Below are 16,929 nucleotides of genomic sequence, written 5' to 3'. Positions count from 1 at the left end.
ACCCCAAGGGGTCAGGATGAGAGCCGTCCGCTACAGCCGCTACGAGGGGGGGCTGGAGGAACTCTCCCCCGAGGAGATCCTCTCCCTCCTGGAGGACTTCCTCCTGGACTCGGGCTTCTCCGATCCCTTCCAGCGCTACGACCCCGACCCCAACCGCGCCCCCACCCTGGAGGACCTTTACGATGCCCTCCTCCAGGCCCTTCTCAAAAACGAGCTGGTCCCCGAGGAGTGGCTCCGGGAAGCCCGCTTCGCCAACCGCAAGGAGGAGACCCGGCTCCACCAGGCCATAGAGCGCATGCTGGAGAAGTTGCGGGAGGCGGGGTACATCCGGGAGCCCGGGGAGGACCCCACCCAGCCCGCCCAGGGCGGCCACCGGGGAGAGGCGGGGGAGACCCGGCTGGAGCTCACGGAAAAGGCCTCGGACTTCCTGGGCCTCAAGAGCCTGCGGGAGCTCCTGGGGGCCCTGGGCCGCAACCCCCCCGGCTTCCACCCCACCCCCCACCACGCCCCCGGGGTGGAGCGCACCGGAGAGACCAAGGCCTGGGAGTGGGGGGACCCCCTGGAGCTCAACGTCCCGGAGACCCTCAAGAAGGCGGCGGCCAAGGGCCTGACGGAGCTTGCCCCCGAGGACCTGGTGATGGACCTTGCCGAGTACACCGCCAGCATGAGCACCGTGGTCCTGCTGGACTGCTCCCACTCCATGATCCTCTACGGGGAAGACCGCTTCACCCCGGCCAAGCGGGTGGCCCTGGCCCTGGCCCACCTCATCCGCACCCAGTACCCCGGGGACCAGGTGCGCTTTGTGCTCTTCCACGACACCGCGGAGGAGATCCCCCTGGCCAAGCTCCCCCTGGCCCAGGTGGGCCCCTACCACACCAACACCAAGGCCGGGCTGGAGCTGGCCCGCACCCTCCTGCGCAAGATGGGCGGGGAGATGAAGCAGATCATCCTCATCACCGACGGCAAGCCCTCGGCCCTCACCCTGCCGAGCGGGGAGGTCTACAAAAACGCCTGGGGCCTGGACCCCCTGATCCTGGCCGAGACCCTCAAGGAGGCCACCCTGGCCCGGCGGGAGGGCATCCCCATCCACACCTTCATGCTGGCCCGGGAGCCCGAGCTTCTGGCCTTCGTGAAGAAGCTCTCCCAAATCACCCGGGGCAAGGCCTACCTGACCCACCCCAGGAACATCGGCAAGTACCTGCTCCTGGACTTCCTCAACAAGAAGGTGCAGCGGCACTGAAGGAGGACCATGGGAAGGCAAGGGGATGGGGAAAAGAAGAAGGGCTACCGGGCCCTGCGCCTAAGCCTCCTCCTGGAACGGCTAAGGCATCCCCGGGTCTTCCCCAAGTCCCTTCCCGCCCTCGTCCGGGAGTACCAGGAGGTGCGCACCCCCTTGCGGCTGGAACTGCCCTACTACGCTGCCCGGGGAAGGGGTGGCCACACCCTAATCCCCTGGGACCGGTACATGGAAGAGGCGGAGGATGCCCTGGAAAGCCTCTAGGCCAGCCCCCTCGAGGCTCCCGCGGGGAGGGGTCCGGGCTAAACTGGGAGCATGACGGGGTCTGGGTCCACGGCCAAGGGAAAGCGTCCTTTCCCGTCAGGTTCGGAAGGTGGCGCCGCTTAGGGTCGGCATGGTGGCCTACCCCGGCCTGGGGGGAAGCGGCATCGTGGCCGCGGAACTGGCCGACCGCCTGGGCCGGATGGGGCACGCCGTCTACTTCTTCGCCACGGAGAGGCCCTTCCGGCTGCCCAAGGAAAGCCCAGTGGTCTACGTGCCCGTGGACCTCCCCTACTACCCCGTCTTCCCCGGACCCCTCTACACCCTCTCCCTGGCGGGCACCCTGGAGCGGGAGGCCAAGCGGCTTGGCCTGGAGCTGGTCCACACCCACTACGCCATCCCCCATGCCGCCGCCAGCTACCTGGCCTTCGGAAGGGAATTTCCCCTGGTGCACACCCTCCACGGCACCGACGTCTCCGTGCTGGGCATGGACCCCGCCTTCCATGGGCCCACCCGCAGGGCCCTCCAGGAGGCCCGGGCCACCACGGCGGTGAGCCGGGCCCTGGCCCAGGAGGCCAGGCGGGCCTTTGGGGTGGAGCCCGTGGTGATCCACAACGCCGTGGACCCCGAACGCTTCCGCCCCCGTCCCGAGCGCAAGGGGCTTTACGCGGAGGAAGGGGAGTGGCTTTTGGTGCACGCCTCCAACTTCCGCCCCATCAAGCGGGTGCCCGACATCGTGCGGGCCTTCGCCAAGGTGCGAAAGAAGGTGCGGGCCAGGCTCCTCCTCCTGGGCAAGGGCCCCGAAGAAGGGGAGGCCCGGCGGGTGGCGGAGGAGCTGGGGGTGGCCCCCTGGGTCACCCTCCACCCCCCCACCCCCCACCCCGAGGCGGTCCTGGGGGCGGCGGACCTCTTCCTGCTGGCCTCGGAGGAGGAGTCCTTTGGCCAGGCGGCCCTCGAGGCCCTGGCCTCGGGGGTGCCGGTGGTGGCCACCGCCGTGGGGGGGGTCCCGGAGCTCATCACCCCGGAGGTGGGCCGGCTGGTGGAGCTGGGAGACCTGGAGGGCTATGCCGAGGCGGTCCTGGAACTCTTGGCCAGCCCCCACCTACCCCGGATGCGGCAGAGGGCCCGGGCCTACGCGGTGGAGCAGTTCCACCCGGAAAGGATCACCCGGCAGTACCTGGAGGTGTACGCCCGGGCCCTGGGGTAGCTAGGCGTGGGCCACCAGCTCCTTCCTGGCCCGCTTGCCGGGGCGCTTGCTGGCCTTTTGAGCCTGGGCCTCCAGGGCCTTCACCCCCCCCACCAGGGCCAGGTCCAGGACCTCGTCCAGCCCCTCCACGAAGTGGAAGGTCATGTTCTGGCGGAGGGGCCTGGGGATGTCCGAGAGGTCGGGCTCGTTCTGCTTGGGCAGGATCACCTCGCGGATGCCCGCCCGCCGGGCCCCCAGGACCTTTTCCTTCACCCCCCCGATGGGCAGGACCCGCCCGGTGAGGGTGATCTCTCCGGTCATGGCGATGTCGTGGCGCACGGGGACCCCGGTGAGGGCCGAGACCAGGGCGCTCACTATGGCCACCCCCGCCGAGGGGCCTTCCTTGGGGATGGCCCCGGCGGGCACGTGGATGTGGATGTCGGTCTGGTCAAAGCGCTCCAGGGGGATGCCGAAGCGCTGGGCGTTTTTCTTGGCGTAGGAAAGGGCTGCGCGGGCCGACTCCTTCATCACGTCCCCCAGCTGCCCGGTGAGGATCAGGTTCCCCTTGCCCGGGGTGACGGAGACCTCCACGAACATGATGTCCCCCCCCACCGGGGTGTAGTACATCCCCGTGGCCACCCCCACCTGGGGCTCGCGGGCCTCGGTCTCGGGCAGGTAGCGGGGTGGGCCCAGGTACTTCTCCAGGTCCCTCTCCGTGATGCGCACCCGCTTCTTCCCCTCCTCCAGGATCTGCCGGGCCGCCTTGCGCAACAGGGAACCGATCTCCCGCTCCAGCTGCCGCACCCCGGCCTCGCGGGTGTAGTGGGTGATGAGGCGCATGAGGGCGGCCTCCGTCACCACCACCTGGCCCTCGGAAAGCCCCGTCTCCTTAAGCTGCCGGGGGAGGAGGTAGCGCTTGGCGATTTCCAGCTTCTCCTGCTCAATGTAGCTGGTGAACTCAATGGCCTCCATCCGGTCCCAGAGGGGGGCGGGGATGTTCTGGGGGAAGTTGGCGGTGCAGATGAACATCACCTCGGAGAGGTCAAAGGGCACCCCCAGGTAGTGGTCCACGAACTCCTTGTTCTGGGCCGGGTCCAGCACCTCCAAAAGGGCCGCCGCCGGGTCCCCCTGGTAGGAGATGCCCAGCTTGTCCACCTCGTCCAGGAGGAAGACGGGGTTCTTGGTACCCGCCTGCCTCAGGCCCTGGATGATGCGGCCGGGCATGGCCCCGATGTAGGTGCGGCGGTGGCCCCGGATGTCGGACTCGTCCCGCACCCCCCCCAGGGAGATGCGCACGTACTTGCGGCCCAGGGCCTCGGCGATGCTCTTGGCGATGGAGGTCTTCCCCACCCCGGGCGGGCCCACGAAGAGGAGGATGGGCCCCTTGTTGACCTCCTCCTCGGGGATCTCCCCCCGCTTGGCCTTCTCCGCCTTCAGCTTGCGCACGGCCAAAAACTCCAGCACCCGGTCCTTGACCTTCTCCAAGCCGTAGTGGTCCCGCTCCAGAATCTCCTTGGCCCGGGAGAGGTCCAGGTTGTCCTCGGTGCGCCGGTTCCAGGGCAGGTGGACGATCCAGTCCAGGTAGGTGCGGATGACGCTGGCCTCGGCGGAGTCGGGGTGCATGCGGGCGAAGCGGTTGAGCTCCCGTTCCACCTCCTGGCGTACCACGGGGGGAAGCTGGAGTTCCTCCACTTTCTTCCGGAACTCCTCCACCTCCTGCTCCCCCTCCTCCCCGTGGAGCTCCCGCTGGATGGCCTTCATCTGCTCCCGGAGGAAGTACTCCCGCTGGTTGCGGTCAATCTCCTCCTTGACCTGTTGCTGGATGCGCCGCTGGGTCTCAATGAGCTGGAGCTCGGCCTCCAGGAGGACCAGGACCCGCTTGAGCCGCTCGGCCACCTCGGCGGTTTCCAGCACCCGCTGTTTGTCCTCGAGGCGGAATTCCATGTGGAAGGCGATGTAGTCCGCCAGCTGGGAGGGGTCTTCCAGGTTGAGGACGAACTGGGCCACCTCGGGGGCCAGGTACTTGCCCTCCTTGAGGAGGGCCTGGAACTTGTCCTTCACCTCCCGCACCAGGGCCTTCACCAGGGTGGGCTCCCCGGGCTCGTCGGCCAGCACCTCCCCCTGGGCCTCGAGGTGGTCCCCCCGGTCCAGCCAGGCCTTGATGCGCACCCGGGCAAAAGCCTGCACCAGCACCTGGACGGAACCGTCGGGGTTCTTGCGCATCTTGAGGATGTTGCAGGCGGTGCCCACCTCGTAGAGGTCGGAGGGCTTGGGGGCCTCCACCTCCTTGTCCTTCTGGCTCACGATGAGGAGCACCCGCTCCCGGGCCAGGGCCTCGTCAATGGCCCGGATGGAGATGGGCCGGCCCGCGTCAATGGGCATCACCATGGTGGGGTAGATGACCGACCCCCGGACGGGGCAGACGGGCAAGGTCTCTGGCAACATGGTTTCCCTCCTGTTCTCGCGTTCGTCCATAGCCTAAGCCTACCTTTATCAAGTTTACTGCGAAAGGGCATTTAGCGCAAAGGGTCCCGCCCCAGGCGTATGCTTAGGGGCATGCGCCGCCTCCTCCTCCTGGCCCTTCTGGGGCTCAGCCTGGCCCTGGCCCAGAAGAGCGGGGGTGGGGTGGGCGGGCGCCCGTACAGTCCAAGCCCACCCCCCATGAGCCCCGGTCCCGCCCCCGTTTTCCCCACCCCGGCGCCCTCGTACCCCTCCTATCCAGGCCCGGTGGTGGTCTATCCCGGAGGGGGTGGGGGAAGCCTAGGCATTCTACCCGTTTTGGTCTTCCTCGGCCTGGTCCTGGTGACCGCTTACCTGGTGCGGGGCCTCAGGCAGGCGGGGAGCCACGGGCCGTACCCTGATGGCCCTACGGCTAGCGTGGCCCGGCTGCGCCTGGCCCTTCTCCACCGCCCCCTGGTACAAAGGACCTTAAGGCGCCTGGCCGAGGAAGCGGACACCACCTCCGCCAAGGGCCTCGCGGACCTGCTGGACGAGGCGGCCCTCTTGCTCCTCAGGGAGGAGCCCGCCTGGCGCTTTGGGGATTACCAGGTGGCGGCGGGTTCCGAGGAGGAGGTCCTGGCCCGGTTCGACGCCTGGATGCTGGAGGAGCGGAGCAAGTACCAGGAAACCTTTCGCCACTTTGAGGGGGAAAAGCAGGCGCTGGCCGATTACCAAGCCCAGGTGGAGCCGGGGGGCAGGTACCTGGTGGTGAGCCTCCTCCTGGCGGAGCGGCGGACCCACACCCCAAGGCGGCCCCTCACCCGGGAAGGCGCGCGAGCAGCCCTGCTGGACGCGGCGGGGTCCAGCCCCTTCACCCTCCTCGCCGCCTACCTCTCCTGGACCCCAGAGCGGGAAGGGGAGGCCCTGACCGAGGAGGAGCTCCTCCGCCTCTACCCCGAGCTGGAGAAGCTCTGAAGGAGGCCTAAAAGCCCAAGGAAGTGGCCGCCTCCTTGAGGATGGTGGCGCTTTGCCGCAGGGCCTCCCGCTCTCCCTCGTCCAGGCTGGGGTAGATGGTGGCCTCCACCCCCTCGGCCCCCAGGATGCGGGGCAGGGAGAGGGCCACCTCCTTGACCCCCTCCACCTGGGGGGTAAAGGCGCTCACCGTGTACACCCCCTTCTCGTCGGTGAGGATGGCCCGCACCAGGCGGGCCATCCCCGCCCCAATCCCGTAGTAGGTGGCTCCCTTTCCCTCAATGATGCGGTAGGCGGCCCGGCGCACCCCCTCGTCTATGCGGGCCCGGTCCTCCGGGGTGAGGGGTCTCCCCCGGGCCTCGGCGAAGGCCGCCAGGGGCACACCCCCCACCTGGGCCCCCGACCACACCAGCACCTCTGAATCCCCGTGCTCCCCCAGGACATAGGCGTGCACGGACTGGGGGGCCACCCGCAGGTGCTCCGCCAGGAGAGCGCGGAAGCGGGCGGTGTCCAGGATGGTGCCCGAACCCACCACCCGTCCCGGGGGAAGGCCGGAGAGGCGGTAGGCCACCTGGGTCATCACGTCCACGGGGTTGGTGGCCACCAGGAGGACCGCCTCCGGGGCCGCCTGGAGGACCCGCGGCACCACCTGGGCGAAGACCTGGGCGTTGCGGTCCAAAAGCTGGAGGCGGGTCTCCCCCGGGCGCTGGGCCACCCCGGCGGCGATGACCACCACCTTGGCGCCCTCGAGGGCCTCGTACCCCCCCGCCCGGGTCCAGACAGGATGGGCGAAGGGAGTGGCGTGGAGGATGTCCTCGGCGTGGGCCCGGGCCAGCTTATGGTCCAAGTCCACCAGGACCACCTCTCGCACCCCCCCGAGGAGAACCATGGCGTAGGCCGCGGCACTCCCCACCAACCCCGAGCCCACGATGCCCACCTTCATGGGTAGAGTATACCCGTGGTGCAGGTCTCCCGGCGTAGTGTGACCTTCCTTCCCCCTCCCAAGGCCCGGGCCCTGATCGGGGACTTCAGCGACTGGGAGCGGGACCCCATCCCCCTAGCAGGCCCCCTCACCCTGGAGTTCCCGGAAGGGGCCTACGTGGAGTACGCCTTCCTGGACGAGGAGGGCAGGCCCTTCCCCGACCCCGACAACCCCGAAAGGGCGGACAACCCCTGGTGGACCTACCCCCGGGCCATCCGCCTGCCCGGCTTCCGCTATGAGGCCCCCCCAGAGCCCCAGGCCGAGCCCAAGGTGGCCCGGCACCGCCTGGGGGAGCGGCGCTACTACGTGGCCGAGACCGGGCCCTACCCCAGGGCCACGGTGGTGGCCCAGGACGGGGTGGCCTTCTACCGCACCGCAGGCCTCCACAGGGTGGCCCAGGCCCTCCTGGAGGCGGGGGAAATCCCCCCGGTGCGCCTGGTCTTCGTGGAGCCCATAGACCGCAACCGGGAATACCGCTTCCATGAGGGCTACGAGGCGGAGTTCCACCGGGTCCTGGAGCAGGTGGAAAAAGACCACGGCCCCCTGGGGGAGGTGGTCCTGGTGGGGGCTTCCCTGGGGGGACTCTTCTCCTTGTGGCAGGCCCTGAGGCACCCGGAGCGCTTTCCCAAGGTGCTGGCCCTCTCCCCCGCCCTCAAGGCCCACCCCGGGGGCATGGACGCCTACCGGGACAGGGAATGGCTCCTGGAGCAGTATGCGGAAGCCCAAAGGCTTCCCCGGATCTACCTGGAGGTGGGGCTTCTGGAGTGGCTCCTGGGACCCAACCGCCGCTTCGCCGCCCTTCTCGCCGACCGGAAGGCCCCCCACGCCTACCGGGAACGGCCCTCGGGGCACAACTGGGTCACCTGGAAGCAGGCCCTGGCCCCGGGGTTAGGCTACCTGCTGGGGACGGTATGAACCCGGAAGCCCTCCTGGTCCTCCTTTCCGTGGTGGCCCTCGAGGCCCTCCTCTCCGGGGACAACGCCCTGGTCCTGGCGGTGATGGTGAGGCCCCTGCCCCCGGACCTGAGGCGGAAGGCCCTCCTCTACGGCATCCTGGGGGCCTACGTCCTGCGGGGCCTTGTCCTCCTCCTTGCCGTCTACATCGTCCAGCTCTGGTGGGTCCAGGTGCTGGGCGGGCTCTACCTCCTCCACCTCATGGTCCAGCACTTCCGCGGTTCCAAGGAGGCCGAGCCCCTCCCCCAGGAGACCGCCCAGAACTTCCTCCGGGTGGTCCTCCTCATCAACCTGGTGGACCTAGCCTTCGCCCTGGACTCCATCCTGGCGGTGGTGGCCTTCTCCCGGGAGCTGGCCCTGGTCTTCCTGGGGGTGGCCCTGGGTATCCTCTTCATCCGCCTGGCAGCCAGCTGGGTGGTGAGGGTTTTGGAACGCTACCCCAGGCTGGAGCAGGTGGCCTACGCCCTGGTGGGCTGGGCCGGGGTGAAGCTCATGCTCCAGGGGGAGAGCACCCTGGCCCACCTCCTGGCCCGGGCCGAGCTGGCCCTGGAGCTCCCCAAGGCCGTCTTCTGGGGGGGCACCCTCCTCATCCTGGCGGGGGGCAGCCTCCTGGCCCTGCGCCGGGATGCCTAGGGACTGGGACGCCCACTACCAAAAGCACCCCGAGGTCCGCCCTCCCGCCCTGGTGGTGCGGGCCTACGGGCCCTTCCTGCCCCCGGGGCCGGTGCTGGACCTGGCCGGGGGCCTGGGGCGCAACGCCCGCTACTTCCTCCAGCGGGGCCACCCCGTGGTCCTGGTGGAAAGGAGCCAGGAAGCCCTAAGGCGCCTTGCCGGCACCCCTGGCCTCAGCCTGGTGGCCCTGGACCTGGAAGAAGGGGACGCCCTCCGGCGCCTGCCCCCAGGCCCCTTCGCCGGGGTGGTGATGAGCTACTACGTGAACCGGCCCCTCCTCCTGGCCCTTGGGCCCCTTCTCCTCCCCCAGGGGCTCCTCTTGGTGGAGGGGTTTACCCGCAAGGAAGCCCTCCGCCGGGGTAGAGGGGAAAGCCCCTTCTACTGGGAACCCTATGAGCTCCTAACCCCTCCCCCTGGCTTCCGCCTGCGCGCCTTCGGCGAGGGGGATTGGGAAGGGTACAGAGCTTTCGCCGTCTACCAGAAGCCTCCGGCCTAAGCCTTCAGCCCCCGGGCCACCAGCTCGGCCACGTCCAGCACCTCAGGGGGAGCCTGGTCCTGGGCCACCTCCACGTTCATCATGGCCATGCAGAAGGGGCACCCGGTGGCGATGACCTCCGCCCCCGTGGCCTTAAGCTCCCGGTAGCGGTTCTCCGAGACCCGCATGGCCCCGGGTTCCTCCTCCTTCCAGAACTGGGCCCCGCCCGCCCCGCAGCAGAAGCTCCCCTCCCGGTTCCTGGGGGGCTCGGTGAGGGCCAGCCCCACGCCCTTCAGGACCACCCGGGGGGCCTCGTAGACCCCGTTGTGCCGTCCCAGGTAGCAGGGGTCGTGGAAGACCACCCGCCGGGTCTCCTCGGAGACCTTAAGCCGCCCCGAGCGCAAAAGCTCGGCGATGAACTCCGTGTGGTGCACCACCCGGTACTCTCCCCCATAGGCCCTGTACTCGTTGGCCAGGGTGTGGAAGCAGTGGGGGCAGGTGGTGACGATGGTCTTGGGGGCCACGGCGTTCAGGGTCTCCACGTTCTCCGTGGCCAGCTGGAAGAAGAGGTACTCGTTGCCCGCGCGCCGGGCGGCATCCCCGGTGCACTTCTCCCGCTTGCCCAGCACCGCCCAGTCTACCCCGGCGGCGTTCAGGATGGCCACCATGCTGCGGGCAATCTTCTGGGCCCGGGGGTCGTAGCTGGGGGCACAGCCCACCCAGTAGAGGACCTCGGGGTTGGGCTTCTCCGCCACCGTGGGGACGGCCAGCCCTTCGGCCCAGTCCAGGCGCTTGTCCTGGCCGATGCCCCAGGGGTTGCCCGAACGTTCCATGCCCCGGAAGGCATTCTGGAGCTCCTGGGGGAAGGCCCCCTCCATGAGCACCTTGGCCCGGCGCACATCCAGGATGTGGAGCATCTGCTCGTTGCCCACGGGGCAGACCTCCACGCAGGCCATGCAGGTGGTGCAGGCCCAGAGGGCCTCCTCGTTCAGGGCGAAGTCCATGAGGGGCCGGGGGCTTTCCTTGCCAGCGGCAAAGTCGGGCAGGATGTCGTTGAGCTCGTAGCGCTCCGAGATGAGGATGGCTGCCGGGGAAAGGGCCTTGCCCGTGGTGTAGGCAGGGCAGACCTCCTGGCACCGGTTGCACATGATGCAGGCGTAGGCGTCCAGAAGCCGCTTCCAGGAAAGGTCCTCCAGCTTTTCTGCCCCGAAGCTTTCCTCCTTCTCCAGGTCCAGGGGCAGGAGGGCGCCGGGCTTCTCGCTTCGGAAGGTTAGGTTGATGGGGGCCATCATCAGGTGGATGTGCTTGGAACGGGGGAAGTAGGGCAGGAAGAGGAGGATGGAGCCCAAAGCACCCCACCAGAAGAAGTGCTCCATGAAGGTAAGGGCCGTGGGGGAAAGCCCCGCAAGCCCCCCCGCCAAGAGGCTTGCCACCGGCTGGAAGGGGTCCGGTTCCGACTGGGCCAAGGTTGCCGCCTTGGAGAGCAGGCGGCTACCCACGTGGAAGGTGATGAAGGCCCCCACGATGGCCGAGTCCCGGGGGATGCCCTGGCGCACCCTTTCGTGGAGGGGGACCTGGGGGTTCCAGGTGAAGTCCTGGGGGGCCGCCAGGTAACGGCGCACCATGAGGCCCAGGATGCCCACCAGGATGGCGGCCGTGAGGAGGTCGGCTACCAAATTGAAGGGGTTCCAAAGCCCACCCCGGGCATGCAGGGGGAAGAAGCCCTCCACAAGGTCCACCAGGTTGACCAGGAGGTAGTAGACGAAGCCGTAGAAGACGAAGGCGTGGAGCAGGGACACCAGGGGCCGCTTTTTGAAGACCGTCTGCTGGGTGAGCGTGAGCCAAAGCGCCCGGCCTATGCGGGCGCTCAGGCGGTCAAAGCGGTCCTCGGGCCGGCCCCTGCGGATGGCCAGGTAGACCCGGCGGAAGCCGGTGTAGGCGTAGTAGAGGCTCCCCGCAAGGAGCAGGATAAAGAGGATTTTCTCCGGTAGGGTCAGCATGGGTGCACCCTCCTTATACTCGGTAAAAGTTTACCCCATCCCCCAGGCCTGGCAAGAGCGTACAATGGGGCGCTGTGGAAACCGCGGCCTTGGCCACCCTCTTGCTTTTCAGCCTTTTGAACCTCCTCGTCTTCCACCGCTTCCGAAAGCCCCTGTTGCCCCTTTTGGGGGTACTCTTCCTGAGCTTCTTCGTCTTTTTTCTCTCCCCGGTGCTGGGGCTTCTGGTCTTCCTCCTGGGCCAGACCCTGGCCTTCTACTGGGCGGGGAAGAGGTAAAAGCTTAGGAGGGCCACCGCCGCCCCCAACAGGGCCCCCACCAGGACCTCCAGGTAGGTGTGGCCTAAAAGCTCCTTCAGGGGCTCGGGGGCAGGGCCTTTTTCCAGCACCTTCTGCAATTCCTGCACCAGCTGGTTGAGGAGCTGGGCGTGGAGGCCTGCCGCCCGGCGGATGCCCGTGGCGTCGTACATGACGATGAGGGCGAAGACGGCGGCCACGGCGAAGAGGGTGCTGCCAAAGCCCTCCTGAAGCCCTACCCCTATGGCCAAGGCACTCACCGTGGCCGAGTGGGAGCTGGGCATCCCCCCGGTCTCCAGAAAGCGCTCCCACTGGAAGCGGCCCTCCAGCACGTAGTAGATGAAAAGCTTCAGGGTCTGGGCCAGAAGGTTGGCCAAGAGGGCGGTCCAGAAGACCTGGTTAGCGAGGAGCTCCATGCCGCCTGAGAAGGGCCGCCTTCACGGTGTTGGCCATGAGCATGGCCACGGTCATGGGCCCCACACCCCCGGGCACAGGGGTGAGGGCCCCCGCCACCTCGGCTACCTCAGGGTGGACGTCCCCAAGGAGCTTCCCCTCCACCCGGTTCACCCCCACGTCCACCACCACCGCCCCGGGACGGACCCAGTCCTTGCGCACCAGGTGGGGCCGGCCCACGGCCACCACCAGCACCTCGGCCCGGCGGGTGAGGGCGGGGAGGTCCTGGGTGCGGGAGTGGGCCACGGTCACCGTGGCGTCCTCGCGGAGGAGAAGACCAGCTAGGGGCTTGCCCACGATGTTGGAGCGGCCCAGCACCACCACCTCCTTGCCCCTGAGGGCCACCCCGTAGTGCTGGAGGAGGCGGAGGATGCCCAAGGGGGTGCAGGGGAAAAGCCCCTCCCCCCCGCTCCAGAGCCGGCCCACGTTGACCGGGTGGAAGCCGTCCACGTCCTTCTCGGGGGCGATGGCCTCGAGGACCCGTTCCGTACGGATGTGCCGGGGAAGGGGAAGCTGGACCAGGATGCCGTCCACATGGGGGTCGCGGTTAAGCTCCCCAATCCGCTCCAGAAGGGCCTCCTCCGGGGTATCCTCCGGGTAGACCTCCACCTGGCTCAAAAGCCCAAGCTCCCGGGCGCGCCTGTCCTTGAGGCGCACGTAGGAGACGGAGGCCGGGTCCTCCCCCAGGCGGATCACCCGGAGGGAAGGGGTGAAGGGCAGGGTCTTCAGGGTCTGGCGGAGCTCCTGGTAAAGGGCCTCCGCCACCTGATGGCCGGAAAGGGTTCGGGCCAGGGTCATCTCAGTCCTCCTTGGGCACGGCCTGAAGCTCGCCCTCCTGGATGCGCCGGTAAAGGCGGCCCAGCACCCCGTTCACGAAGGAGCCGGAGTGCTCCCCCCCGTAGCGGTTGGCGATCTTCACCGCCACCTCGATGAGGGGGGCGAAGGGAGTGGGTTCATAGAGCATCTCGTAGGCGGCCAGGCGCAGGACGGCCAGGTCGGTCTTGGACATCTGGGCGAAGTCCCAGCCCTCCACCGTCTCCTTGAGCACCCGGTCCACTTCCTCCCGGTGGGCCCGGTACCCGGAGAGTAGCCTTCGGGCGAAGGCCACCCCCTCCTCGTCCAGGGGGTCCCCGTAGGGGTCGTCCTCCCCACCCATCTCCTCCAGGGCATGGCGGAAGGCCTCCTCCAGCTCCACCCCGCCCTGGGTGTGGGCGAAGAGGGCCCGCATGGCCAGCTCCCGCGCCCGCCTAAGCATGGGCCTCCTTGCGGTACTCCACCTGGGCCACGGTGAGGTTCACCGCCCTCACCTTCTCCCCCGTGGCCAGGTAGAGGGCCTCGGCCACCGCCTTCTGCACCTCCTGGGCCAGCTCGGGGATGACCACCCCGTAGTCCACGGAGACCACCAGGTCCACGGAAAGCCCCTCGGGGGAGCGCTCCACCCGCACGGGCTTCATGCGGCGGAAGACCTCCCCCAGGGAGCGGGGGGCCACCTCCAGGAGCCGCACCCCCTCGAGGCCCGCCAGGGCGTGGAGCACCAGGCCCTCGAGGGCATGGTCGCTGATCTCGTAGTCCACCATCACACGCCCAGTCTACATCTCCATCCGCCGGGCCACGAAGTTGGTGTAGACCGCCCCTCGGCGGAAGAAGGCGTTCTGCAGCACCTTCTGGTGGAAGGGAATGGTGGTCTTGAGGCCGGGACCCTCGATGACCGTTTCGGCCAAGGCCCTTTCCATGCGGCGGATGGCCTCCTCCCGGGTAGGGGCCCAGGCGATGATCTTGGCGATGAGGCTGTCGTAGTGAGGGGGGATCTGGTAGCCCGCATAGAGGTGGCTGTCCACGCGGATGCCGGGCCCCCCGGGGAAGAGCAGGGTCTCCACCTTGCCGATGGAGGGTCTAAAGCCCTTCTCGGGGTCCTCGGCGTTGATGCGCACCTCTATGGCGTGCCCCCGCACCTCTATGTCCTCCTGGCGGAGCCAAAGCTTTTCCCCCTGGGCGATGCGGAACTGGGCCTGCACCAGGTCAATGCCGGTGATGAGCTCGGTGATGGGGTGCTCCACCTGGATGCGGGTGTTCATCTCTATGAAGTAGAAGTTCCCCTCCTTGTCCACCAAGAACTCCAGGGTGCCAGCGGAGACGTAGCCCACGTGCCGGGCCAGGCGGGCCGCCGCCTCGGCGATGGCCCTGCGGGTCTCGTAGGGCAGGACGCTGGGGGCCTCCTCCAGGAGCTTCTGGTGGCGGCGCTGGATGGAGCAGTCCCGCTCCCAGAGGTGGACCACGTTCTCCCCATCCCCCAGGACCTGGATCTCAATGTGCTTGGGCTCCTCAATGTACTTCTCCAGGTAGACAGCGGGGTTGCCGAAGGCCGCCCGGGCCTCCTCCTGGGCCTGCTGGATGGCCCTCTCCAGCTCTTCCTCCGTGTGCACCACCCGCATCCCCCGCCCCCCACCCCCGGCGGAGGCCTTGAGGATGACGGGGTAGCCGATCTCCAAGGCGGCCCGCTTGGCCTCCTCAATGCTCTCCAGTTCGTCCGTGCCCGGCACCGTGGGTACCCCGGCCTCCCGGGCCACCTTCCGGGCGGTGGCCTTGTCCCCCAGGGCCCGCATGTTCTCCGGGGTGGGGCCGATGAAGGTAATCCCGTGTTCCCGGCACATCTCGGCGAAGGTGGCGTTCTCCGCCAGGAAGCCGTAGCCGGGATGGATGGCGTCTGCCCCCGTGACGATGGCAGCGGAAAGGAGGTTGGGGATGTTGAGGTAGCTCTGGCCCGAGGGGGGCGGGCCGATGCAGATGGCCTCGTCGGCCAGGAGCACGGGCAGGCTCTTCTCGTCAGCGGTGGAGTGGGCCACCACGGTCTTGATGCCCAGCTCCCGGGCGGCGCGGATGATCCTCAGGGCGATCTCGCCCCGGTTGGCGATCAGGACCTTCTTCATACCGGCTGGATGAGGAAGAGGGGTTGCCCGTACTCCACGGGCTCCCCGTTCTGCACCAGGATCTTCTTGACGATGCCCGCGACCTCCGACTCAATCTCGTTCATCAGCTTCATGGCCTCAATGATGCAGAGGACCTGGCCCTTCTCCACCCGGTCCCCCTCCTTCACGTAGGGCGGGGCATCGGGAGCCGGGGCCCGATAGAAGGTGCCCACGATGGGGGCCTTCACCTCCACGCATCCCGCGCACTCCTCTTTGGGGGAGGCCTGGACGGGCTCGGGGGCAGGGACCGGGGCAGGAGCCGCCGGCACCTCTGGCCTGGGGGCCGGGGCCACGGGTACAGGTGGACTGGGCGGGGGGGCCACCACCTGGGGCATGGCCACCACCTGCACCTCTCCCCCCCGGCGTACGGTGAGCTTGTAGTCGGGGGTCTCCAGGGTGAGCTCGTTCACCCCGTGCTCCACCAGGGCCTGAAGGATCTGCTTAAGCTCCTTGGGCGTCATAGGTACACCTCGTGGCATAAAGCTTACCCCATAAAGGGATAAGTGCTCCTTGGACCCGGTCAAACCATAGGGGAGAAGAAAGGGCCCGGGGTTCCCGGGCCCTTTCCAGCCTCCAACCCTCAGGCCCGGCCCACGTACTGGCCGGTGCGGGTGTCCACCTTGATGACCTCTCCCGGCTCCACGAAGAGGGGAACCTGCACCACGGCCCCCGTCTCCAGGGTGGCGGGCTTGGAGCCGCCCGAGACCGTGTCCCCCCGCACCCCAGGCGGGGTGTCCACCACCTTGAGCTCCACCACCGTGGGCGGGGTGATCTTCAGGGGACGGCCCTCGTACATGTCCCCCAGGACGGTCATCCCCTCCTTGAGGAAGCGGGCGGCCTCCACCTGGTCCTTGGGCAGGTGGAACTGCTCGTAGGTCTCCAGGTCCATGAAGACCAGGTCCTCCCCCTCCCCGTAGAGGTACTGGAGCTCGCGGGTCTCCACGTAGATGTCCTCCAGCTTTTCCCCGGAGTTGAAGGTGCGCTCAATGGTGGCCCCGGTCTCCAGGTTCTTGAACTTGGCCACCACCTTGGCCCCGCCGCGGCCGATCTTCTGGTGCTGGTATTCCACGCACTCCCAGAGGCCGCCCTCCATCTTCACCTTGGTGCCGGGACGCAGATCCGTCACGCTGATCATGCTCTTTCCTCCTGAAGGTCCAAGACCTGGGGCCCAAGCCCTAAGAGGTCAATATACCGGAGATAGTCGGCCTCCCCAAGCTCCCGCCCCGCCAGGGCCACCAGGAGGGCCTCCATCACGTTGGTGCCAAAGCTCCGGCCGCCCAAGCGGGGGGTGGTGGTGATGAGCCAGCGCACCCCCCTTTCCCTCAAGAAGGCCACGTCCTCGAGGGTGGTGGTGTTGGTAAGGACGACCTTCCCTGCCATTTCGTCGGGCATGTGGCGCTTCAGGTAGTGCCAGTCCCCGGCCACCACGTCCGCCCAGCGGTAGTAGCGGCTCCGCCAGTCCACCACCCGCCGTTCCTGCTTCTCCCCCGTGGGGTAGAGGAGGGCAAAGGGGAGCTGGGTAAGGAGGGGCAGAAGGAGCCAGGCCAGCTTTTGCAGGAAGGCGAGGCTGTAAAGGGGGATGGGAAGCCCCAGGGCAAAGATGAAGTCCCCATAGAGCACCCGAGCCCCCGCCTGATGGAGGGCCTCCGCCAGGCCGAAGCGGTCCACGGCCGAGGGCAGGAGGACCTTGGTGTTCTTCCAGTCTATGCGGGCGCTGAGCTCAGCCACCGCCCGGCGCTCCAAGGTGTGCTTGAGGCCGGAGCCGTCCACCACCGGGGTCTTCTTGGCCGCCTCCTTGAGCCTCCTGGCCTGGCGGATGGTGTAGCGCCGCCCTCCCGCCCAGAGGTAGAGGTCTATCCCCCCCAGGCCGATGGCGTCCACCTGGCCGTCCAGCTCGCGGATGAGGCAGAGGGCGGCCTGGAAGTCCCCATCCGTGCCCCGCCTCTCCAGGACCACCCTCTCGCCCAGGAGCTCCACCTCCGCCACGGAGTCGCGGCGGCTAGCCCCCAGGGAAACGGAAACCACGCGCTTGGCCACGGG

Annotated in this window: 19 protein-coding genes; 8 read left to right on the top strand and 11 right to left on the bottom strand. The window is 68.3% G+C overall.

The window, feature by feature from the left end; all coding sequences use genetic code 11:
* The first annotated feature begins 16 nt into the window (after positions 1-16).
* From B128_RS0110595 to bshA, 3 genes are all read left to right on the top strand, one after another.
* Positions 17-1,240, top strand: a complete 1,224-nt coding sequence (locus tag B128_RS0110595; protein WP_018112249.1) for a vWA domain-containing protein — start codon at positions 17-19, stop codon at positions 1,238-1,240.
* A gap of 9 nt (positions 1,241-1,249) precedes the next feature.
* Complete coding sequence (locus tag B128_RS0110590; RefSeq protein ID WP_018112248.1) at positions 1,250-1,501, top strand: hypothetical protein; 252 nt, start codon at positions 1,250-1,252, stop codon at positions 1,499-1,501.
* A gap of 130 nt (positions 1,502-1,631) precedes the next feature.
* On the top strand, positions 1,632-2,705 hold the full coding sequence (bshA, locus tag B128_RS0110585) for an N-acetyl-alpha-D-glucosaminyl L-malate synthase BshA (protein WP_018112247.1): 1,074 nt from the start codon (positions 1,632-1,634) through the stop codon (positions 2,703-2,705).
* On the opposite strand, the gene lon is transcribed toward bshA, so the two are convergent.
* On the bottom strand, positions 2,706-5,129 hold the full coding sequence (lon, locus tag B128_RS0110580; protein ID WP_018112246.1) for an endopeptidase La: 2,424 nt from the start codon (positions 5,127-5,129) through the stop codon (positions 2,706-2,708).
* 99 nt (positions 5,130-5,228) lie between these two features.
* On the opposite strand from lon, the gene B128_RS0110575 reads away from it, so the two are divergent.
* Positions 5,229-6,098 carry a DUF1517 domain-containing protein gene (locus B128_RS0110575; RefSeq protein ID WP_018112245.1) on the top strand — a complete coding sequence of 290 codons (870 nt, stop codon included), beginning with the start codon at positions 5,229-5,231 and terminating at the stop codon, positions 6,096-6,098.
* A 7-nt stretch (positions 6,099-6,105) separates the two neighbouring features.
* Here B128_RS0110575 and B128_RS0110570 read toward each other — a convergent pair whose 3' ends face one another.
* Positions 6,106-7,038 carry an L-lactate dehydrogenase gene (locus tag B128_RS0110570; RefSeq protein ID WP_018112244.1) on the bottom strand — a complete coding sequence of 311 codons (933 nt, stop codon included), beginning with the start codon at positions 7,036-7,038 and terminating at the stop codon, positions 6,106-6,108.
* Positions 7,039-7,053: 15 nt separating this feature from the next.
* Here B128_RS0110570 and B128_RS0110565 point away from each other — a divergent pair, with 15 nt between their 5' ends.
* From B128_RS0110565 to B128_RS0110555, 3 genes are read left to right on the top strand one after another with little or no spacing between them, the layout of a single operon-like run.
* Positions 7,054-7,992, top strand: coding sequence for an alpha/beta hydrolase (locus B128_RS0110565; RefSeq protein WP_026175194.1), 939 nt, complete (start codon positions 7,054-7,056; stop codon positions 7,990-7,992).
* Positions 7,989-8,663, top strand: a complete 675-nt coding sequence (locus B128_RS0110560) for a TerC family protein (protein ID WP_018112242.1) — start codon at positions 7,989-7,991, stop codon at positions 8,661-8,663. Before B128_RS0110565 ends, B128_RS0110560 begins: the two co-directional genes overlap by 4 nt.
* A complete protein-coding gene (locus tag B128_RS0110555; RefSeq protein WP_018112241.1) occupies positions 8,656-9,198 on the top strand; it encodes a class I SAM-dependent methyltransferase in 543 nt (180 codons plus the stop codon). Before B128_RS0110560 ends, B128_RS0110555 begins: the two co-directional genes overlap by 8 nt.
* On the opposite strand, the gene B128_RS0110550 is transcribed toward B128_RS0110555, so the two are convergent.
* Positions 9,195-11,177: a (Fe-S)-binding protein gene (locus tag B128_RS0110550; RefSeq protein ID WP_018112240.1), complete on the bottom strand. Its 1,983-nt coding sequence runs from the start codon at positions 11,175-11,177 to the stop codon at positions 9,195-9,197. The genes B128_RS0110555 and B128_RS0110550 overlap by 4 nt on opposite strands.
* Before the next feature lie 74 nt (positions 11,178-11,251).
* Here B128_RS0110550 and B128_RS0110545 point away from each other — a divergent pair, with 74 nt between their 5' ends.
* Complete coding sequence (locus tag B128_RS0110545; protein ID WP_018112239.1) at positions 11,252-11,452, top strand: hypothetical protein; 201 nt, start codon at positions 11,252-11,254, stop codon at positions 11,450-11,452.
* On the opposite strand, the gene B128_RS0110540 is transcribed toward B128_RS0110545, so the two are convergent.
* The 8 genes from B128_RS0110540 to B128_RS0110505 form a co-directional block, all read right to left on the bottom strand.
* Positions 11,431-11,886 carry a divergent PAP2 family protein gene (locus B128_RS0110540; protein WP_018112238.1) on the bottom strand — a complete coding sequence of 152 codons (456 nt, stop codon included), beginning with the start codon at positions 11,884-11,886 and terminating at the stop codon, positions 11,431-11,433. The genes B128_RS0110545 and B128_RS0110540 overlap by 22 nt on opposite strands.
* On the bottom strand, positions 11,870-12,721 hold the full coding sequence (locus B128_RS0110535) for a tetrahydrofolate dehydrogenase/cyclohydrolase catalytic domain-containing protein (protein ID WP_018112237.1): 852 nt from the start codon (positions 12,719-12,721) through the stop codon (positions 11,870-11,872). Before B128_RS0110535 ends, B128_RS0110540 begins: the two co-directional genes overlap by 17 nt.
* 1 nt (position 12,722) lies before the next feature.
* Entirely contained in the window at positions 12,723-13,178 is a 456-nt protein-coding gene (gene nusB / locus B128_RS0110530; RefSeq protein WP_018112236.1) for a transcription antitermination factor NusB, read from the bottom strand.
* Complete coding sequence (locus B128_RS0110525) at positions 13,171-13,500, bottom strand: Asp23/Gls24 family envelope stress response protein (RefSeq protein WP_018112235.1); 330 nt, start codon at positions 13,498-13,500, stop codon at positions 13,171-13,173. Before B128_RS0110525 ends, nusB begins: the two co-directional genes overlap by 8 nt.
* Positions 13,501-13,512: 12 nt before the next feature.
* Positions 13,513-14,850 (bottom strand): acetyl-CoA carboxylase biotin carboxylase subunit, encoded by a 1,338-nt coding sequence (accC, locus tag B128_RS0110520; protein ID WP_018112234.1) that lies wholly within the window; start codon positions 14,848-14,850, stop codon positions 13,513-13,515.
* Positions 14,847-15,350, bottom strand: a complete 504-nt coding sequence (gene accB / locus B128_RS0110515; RefSeq protein ID WP_018112233.1) for an acetyl-CoA carboxylase biotin carboxyl carrier protein — start codon at positions 15,348-15,350, stop codon at positions 14,847-14,849. The genes accC and accB overlap by 4 nt, the downstream gene beginning before the upstream one ends.
* Before the next feature lie 119 nt (positions 15,351-15,469).
* Positions 15,470-16,024, bottom strand: a complete 555-nt coding sequence (gene efp, locus B128_RS0110510) for an elongation factor P (protein WP_018112232.1) — start codon at positions 16,022-16,024, stop codon at positions 15,470-15,472.
* Positions 16,021-16,926, bottom strand: coding sequence for a PHP domain-containing protein (locus B128_RS0110505; RefSeq protein WP_018112231.1), 906 nt, complete (start codon positions 16,924-16,926; stop codon positions 16,021-16,023). The genes efp and B128_RS0110505 overlap by 4 nt, the downstream gene beginning before the upstream one ends.
* Positions 16,927-16,929: the final 3 nt, after the last annotated feature.

The sequence above is a fragment of the Thermus igniterrae ATCC 700962 genome, from assembly GCF_000376265.1.
GTDB classification, from domain to species: Bacteria; Deinococcota; Deinococci; order Deinococcales; family Thermaceae; genus Thermus; species Thermus igniterrae.
The sequence above is the reverse complement of the archived record's forward strand: the minus strand, read 5'-3'. Positions and strand labels throughout refer to the sequence as shown.

Bases quoted from the DNA above. Each gene is read 5' to 3' on its own strand.
- B128_RS0110595 (WP_018112249.1), top strand. From the start codon at position 17: ATGAGAGCCGTCCGCTACAGCCGCTACGAGGGGGGGCTGGAGGAACTC.
- B128_RS0110590 (WP_018112248.1), top strand. From the start codon at position 1,250: ATGGGAAGGCAAGGGGATGGGGAAAAGAAGAAGGGCTACCGGGCCCTG.
- bshA (WP_018112247.1), top strand. From the start codon at position 1,632: ATGGTGGCCTACCCCGGCCTGGGGGGAAGCGGCATCGTGGCCGCGGAA.
- lon (WP_018112246.1), bottom strand. From the start codon at position 5,129: ATGTTGCCAGAGACCTTGCCCGTCTGCCCCGTCCGGGGGTCGGTCATC.
- B128_RS0110575 (WP_018112245.1), top strand. From the start codon at position 5,229: ATGCTTAGGGGCATGCGCCGCCTCCTCCTCCTGGCCCTTCTGGGGCTC.
- B128_RS0110570 (WP_018112244.1), bottom strand. From the start codon at position 7,038: ATGAAGGTGGGCATCGTGGGCTCGGGGTTGGTGGGGAGTGCCGCGGCC.
- B128_RS0110560 (WP_018112242.1), top strand. From the start codon at position 7,989: ATGAACCCGGAAGCCCTCCTGGTCCTCCTTTCCGTGGTGGCCCTCGAG.
- B128_RS0110555 (WP_018112241.1), top strand. From the start codon at position 8,656: ATGCCTAGGGACTGGGACGCCCACTACCAAAAGCACCCCGAGGTCCGC.
- B128_RS0110550 (WP_018112240.1), bottom strand. From the start codon at position 11,177: ATGCTGACCCTACCGGAGAAAATCCTCTTTATCCTGCTCCTTGCGGGG.
- B128_RS0110540 (WP_018112238.1), bottom strand. From the start codon at position 11,886: ATGGAGCTCCTCGCTAACCAGGTCTTCTGGACCGCCCTCTTGGCCAAC.
- B128_RS0110535 (WP_018112237.1), bottom strand. From the start codon at position 12,721: ATGACCCTGGCCCGAACCCTTTCCGGCCATCAGGTGGCGGAGGCCCTT.
- nusB (WP_018112236.1), bottom strand. From the start codon at position 13,178: ATGCTTAGGCGGGCGCGGGAGCTGGCCATGCGGGCCCTCTTCGCCCAC.
- B128_RS0110525 (WP_018112235.1), bottom strand. From the start codon at position 13,500: ATGGTGGACTACGAGATCAGCGACCATGCCCTCGAGGGCCTGGTGCTC.
- accC (WP_018112234.1), bottom strand. From the start codon at position 14,850: ATGAAGAAGGTCCTGATCGCCAACCGGGGCGAGATCGCCCTGAGGATC.
- accB (WP_018112233.1), bottom strand. From the start codon at position 15,350: ATGACGCCCAAGGAGCTTAAGCAGATCCTTCAGGCCCTGGTGGAGCAC.
- efp (WP_018112232.1), bottom strand. From the start codon at position 16,024: ATGATCAGCGTGACGGATCTGCGTCCCGGCACCAAGGTGAAGATGGAG.